The organism is Fibrobacter sp. (assembly GCF_017551775.1).
Classification (GTDB): domain Bacteria; phylum Fibrobacterota; class Fibrobacteria; order Fibrobacterales; family Fibrobacteraceae; genus Fibrobacter.
Window position 1 is genome coordinate 1 of sequence record NZ_JAFZKX010000111.1, and the last position, 4,801, is coordinate 4,801.

6 protein-coding genes are annotated in these 4,801 nt (G+C 56.9%); 5 read left to right on the forward strand and 1 reads right to left on the reverse strand.

Features of this window, described 5'->3' with window-relative positions:
- From IK012_RS13285 to IK012_RS13295, 3 genes are all read left to right on the forward strand, one after another.
- Positions 1-216 (forward strand): uL13 family ribosomal protein (locus IK012_RS13285; protein WP_290955403.1); only part of this gene is annotated, 216 nt, incomplete at its 5' end.
- Between the two features lie 23 nt (positions 217-239).
- Positions 240-644 carry a 30S ribosomal protein S9 gene (rpsI, locus tag IK012_RS13290; protein WP_088636612.1) on the forward strand — a complete coding sequence of 135 codons (405 nt, stop codon included), beginning with the start codon at positions 240-242 and terminating at the stop codon, positions 642-644.
- A gap of 244 nt (positions 645-888) precedes the next feature.
- Positions 889-2,538, forward strand: a complete 1,650-nt coding sequence (locus tag IK012_RS13295; protein WP_290955405.1) for a sialate O-acetylesterase — start codon at positions 889-891, stop codon at positions 2,536-2,538.
- On the opposite strand, the gene IK012_RS13300 is transcribed toward IK012_RS13295, so the two are convergent.
- Entirely contained in the window at positions 2,535-3,290 is a 756-nt protein-coding gene (locus IK012_RS13300) for a flavodoxin family protein (protein ID WP_290955407.1), read from the reverse strand. The genes IK012_RS13295 and IK012_RS13300 overlap by 4 nt on opposite strands.
- Before the next feature lie 223 nt (positions 3,291-3,513).
- On the opposite strand from IK012_RS13300, the gene rpsB reads away from it, so the two are divergent.
- Positions 3,514-4,254, forward strand: coding sequence for a 30S ribosomal protein S2 (rpsB, locus tag IK012_RS13305; protein ID WP_173379080.1), 741 nt, complete (start codon positions 3,514-3,516; stop codon positions 4,252-4,254).
- Between the two features lie 2 nt (positions 4,255-4,256).
- A partial coding sequence (gene tsf, locus IK012_RS13310; protein ID WP_290955409.1) for a translation elongation factor Ts occupies positions 4,257-4,801 on the forward strand: 545 nt, incomplete at its 3' end.

Here is a 4,801-nt window from a genome sequence, read left to right on the forward strand (position 1 = left end):
AAGGAATACTTCCACCACACCGGTCACATCGCCGGCGAACGCTGGATCAATTTCGCCGACCTCATGGCGAAGGACCCGACCGCCCCGCTGACCGCTGCTATCTGGGGTATGCTCCCTCACAGCGCTCTTGGCCACAAGATGGTTAAGAAACTCAAAATCTATGCCGGCGCCGAACATCCGCACGCTGCGCAGAACCCCGAAGTCGTTGACTTCTAATCTTTAGAACGGAGGATACCTCTATCGCTACCGCAAAGAACAAGAAGATCTACCGTGGCACGGGCCGCCGCAAGAACGCCATCGCCGCTGTGATCCTGAAGCCGGGTACCGGCAAGCGCACTATCAATGGTCGTGATTTCAAGGATTACTTCCACTCTGAAGTGCAGAACATGATTGCAAACCTTCCGTTCGCCATCCTCGGCAACGCGGAAGAATGGGACGTCGAAGTCACCGCTCGTGGCGGTGGAATCGCCGGCCAGATGGGTGCTGTCCGTCTTGGCATTTCCCGCGCCTTGGTCGCCAACGACGCCGAAGTGAAGCCCGCCCTCAAGAAGGAAGGCCTCATGACTCGTGACGCCCGTGCCGTTGAACGTAAGAAGTTCGGCCGCAAGAAGGCTCGTAAGCACTTCCAGTTCAGCAAGCGCTAATCTGCGAATCGCTTTTACGGAAAACCTCGGTCTATGCCGGGGTTTTTCTTTTTACAAGCCCATTCGGCTCTGTCGCATTTTTGGACCCTCCGCTTTTGCGGGGGTTTTTCTTTTTTTTGCGGCTTGCTGCAAGGGCCCGCCGGCCGCGGGTTTGTTGACTATTTATCCACGAAAATCGCTGCCTTTCGTGGGATTATGGCGCCTCCTTTGGGTACCTTTAGGGGAAAGTGTATAGGAGTGTGTCATGGATGTTAAAAAGATTACGGATTTTCTGACCCTGGCCATGTGGCTTGTGGGAGGTGTCTTGATGCTGGCGACGCTTGCCAGTGCCGCCCCCAATCCCAATTTCCACATCTACATTGCCTACGGGCAGTCCAACATGGCGGGTAACGGCGATATCGTTCCTTCCGAGGATCAGGCCCAGGCCCCCAAGAACTTCATCATGCTGGCGTCCCATACGGCGAACGCGAAGGACCGTAGCGGCAACACCACGCAGTCCATCAAGGAAGGCGAGTGGGCGGCCGCGATTCCCCCGATGTTCCACGCCTTCGAGAACCTTTCCCCGGCGGACTACTTCGGCCGCGCGATGGTCGATTCCCTCCCGGGCGTAACCGTGGGCATCATCCCGGTGGCAATCGGTGCCGTGAGTATCCGCGCCTTCGACAAGGACCAGTATGTGTCTTACTTCAACGGCGATGGCAAGGATATCAAGAGCTGGGGCTGGATCAACGATTACGGTGGAAACCCTCCGGGACGCATTCTCGAACTGGCGAAGAAGGCCAAGGAAGTGGGCGTCATCAAGGGCTTCATCTTCCATCAGGGCGAAAGTGACGGTACCGATGCCAACTGGCGCAAGACCGTCTACAAGACCTACAAGGACATTATCGATGCGCTCGACCTGGACGAGAACGAGGTCCCTTTCGTGGCGGGTGAACTGCTGCAAGAAGGCAACAACTGCTGCGGCAGCAAGAATGGCGGTATTGCCGAACTCAAGAACAACTTCAAGAAGTTCGGGCTTGCCTCTTCGAAGGGCTTGCAGGGCAACGGCAAGGACCCTTATCACTTTGGGCGCGCGGGCGTGATTGAACTCGGCAGGCGCTACTGCTCCGAGATGCTCAAGCTTATCGACAAGAAGATTGACCCCGACGCTCCGGAGGTGAACCTCGTCGACCCGAGCCAGTCCGTGGTTCCCGACGAACCTCCCGAGGAATACGGCCCCTACACCGAGCCTATCGAGATTCCGGGCAAGGTCGAGGCCGAGAACTACAACAAGGGCGGCGCCGACAAGGCCTATTACGATTTGAACAAGGGCAACGAAGGCGGCAAGTTCCGCAAGGACGACGTGGACATTTACCAGCCGAACATGGGCCTCGCCGTGGGTTACAACCAGAAGGGTGAATGGCTCAAGTATACCGTGAATGTCGCTGCCGATGGTGAATACGAAATTTCGGCCAACGTGGCTAGCGACAATACGACCGGCAGCTTCGTCCTCTATATGGATGGCGAACGCATCGGTGACGAAATGGCGAGCGCCGGGCAGGGCTTCGACACGTATTCTGTCGTGAGCGGCGGCAAGGCGACCTTGCAGAAGGGCGAACACGAGCTGAAGCTCGAAATCACCAACGATTGGATCGACATCGACTACGTGGAATTCAAGGCGTCGGTGGATCTTCCTTATGCCATTCCGGATATACGCTTCAGCATGACCGAAGCCGAAAGCAATTTTAGTTTGTTCGATATTCAGGGCCAGCGTGTGGCAAATTTCAAGGCTGCCGGCATGGAAGATGCGGTGCGCATGGTCAAGGAAGGAATCAATGGCGTCCGCCAGGGTGTGTACCTGTTGCGCGGCGCCGGAAAGGCGGGCATGAAGAAGGTGCTTGTCGGTTCCTTCTAGAAGTTGTCCGGCCTGTCGAACATGTGCGTGACGAACTCGGTCACGAGCGTCACGTAGGCCTCGTCGCTGAAGATAGGCTTCTGCATCATATCGATGGCTTCTTGCGAGAGCTTGCCGGTCTTTGCGAGCTCTTCACCGCCCTTGCGGTATTTTTCACGCAGCATGGCGAGGCGCCGCGGTCCGCCGCGGTGGTCGAGCGCGCGCATCTGCGGGCAGGCGATGAGCGTGTAGCCCTCGTGTCCGAGGATGATGTCGAACTGCTTCACGATGGGTTCGTACACCACGTCGATGTCCATCCAGGCGCAGCTTGAAAGCAGAATGATTTTCTGGCCTTCCTTCTGGAACTGCAGCCCGTGCAGGTGCGAGTTCATGGCGTTCGCGCCGTTTTCCAGTTTCTGCCCCATGTAGGGGTGGACCATCCCGACGATGCGGTCCATCAATACCTTCATCTGGCCGGGAACGCCGAACAGGTACAGCGGGAAACTCCAGATGACGATGTCCGCGTTGGTGAGCTTCTCGCGCACCCAGGGAACGTCGTCGCCCTTGATGAAGCAACTGCCGTCTTCGCGGCCCCAGCAACTGAGGCATCCGCGGCAGGGCTTTATGTTCAGCCTGTCGATAAAGAGGTATTCGGTCTCGTAGTCGCCGTTCTCTTCGAGCCCCTGAACGAACGCCTTTGTGGGAATAAGCGTTCCGCTGCGCTCGTTTTTCGGGCTTGCTACCATCACGAGTATCTTCTTTTTATCTGCCATGTGCCCAAATTTAGTTAATTTCGCGGGTTTTAGGGGCTTGTCCGCCTTGCTTGCCTTGCGCTTTTTTACTAAATTTTCGTCCGCTCGAGCAATTTCGCTCGGGTAAAAACCAATCACCGGTTTGCGAGAGTCGCTTCGGTGGCGCGGTCTACAACCCTAGGTTCGGGCTTCGCTTCGCGGCTTATTTGCATACCGGGTAGTAACAACCGAAAAGGAATACATTATGGCAAATCTGCCTTCCGTTGAAGACCTGCTCGCTGCAGGCTCCCACTTTGGTCACCAGACTCAGCGCTGGAACCCGAAAATGAAACCCTACATCCTGGCGGAAAAGAACGGCATCTACGTTCTCAACCTGTCCAAGACTCGCGACCTCCTCGAAGAAGCCGCCAAGGCCGCTGCCAAGATTTCTGAATCTGGCAAGACCGTGCTCTTCGTTGGCACCAAGCCGACTGCTCGTCAGTGCGTGCTCGACGCCGCTGCCGCCTGCAACCAGTTCTCTGTTACCAACCGCTGGCTCGGTGGTATGCTCACGAACTTCCAGACGGTCCGCAAGTCCATCAAGAAGATCGACAAGATCGACGCCATGGAAAACGACGGTACGTTCCAGGCTCTCTCCAAGAAGGAAGTGCTCGACAAGAACCGTGAACGCGAAAAGCTGCTCACCGTGTTCGGTGGCATCCGCGAAATGGTGAACCTTCCGGGTCTCCTGGTCGTGACCGACCTCGCTCACGAAAAGATTGCCGTGGCCGAAGCTCGTCGCCTCCACATTCCTATCATCGGCATCTGCGACACGAACGTCGACCCGACTCTCGTCGACTACCCCGTGCCGGCTAACGACGACGCCGTGAAGTCCATCAAGCTCATTGTGGACTACATCGCCGCCAACGTCAAGGCCCGCGTGGCCGCCGACAAGAAGGCTGACAAGGAAGAACCCAAGAAGTTCGACAACGGTGAGGACAAGTAATTATGCAGATTACCGCTTCCCTCGTTAACGAACTCCGCCAGAAGACTGGCGTGGGCATGATGCAGTGCAAGAAGGCCCTCACCGAAACTGACGGTGACATGGACAAGGCCGTCGAACTCCTCCGCAAGCAGGGTGCCGCCGTCGCTGCAAAGCGCGCCGACAAGGCTGCCAAGGAAGGCCGCATCTATCTCGTGGAAACTGCCGACAAGGCTGCTGCGTTCGAACTCTCTTGCGAAACCGAACCGGTTTCCAACAACGAAGACTTCGTCGCTCTCGCCAACCTCGCCGTCAAGGCCGTGGAAACGCAGGCTATCTCCTCCGTCGAAGATCTCAAGAACGCTGTTGTTGACGGCGTGAAGATCAACGACCGCCTCCAGGACGTCCTCGTGAAGATCCAGGAAAACATCGACTTCCGCAAGTTCGGCGAGCTCAAGAAGGCCCCGAACACTGTGTTCGGTGTTTACAGCCACATGAAGGGCAAGATCGGTGTTATCACTGAACTCGCTTTCGAAGGCTCTGCCGACGAAGCCGCCCTCAAGGCTGCCGC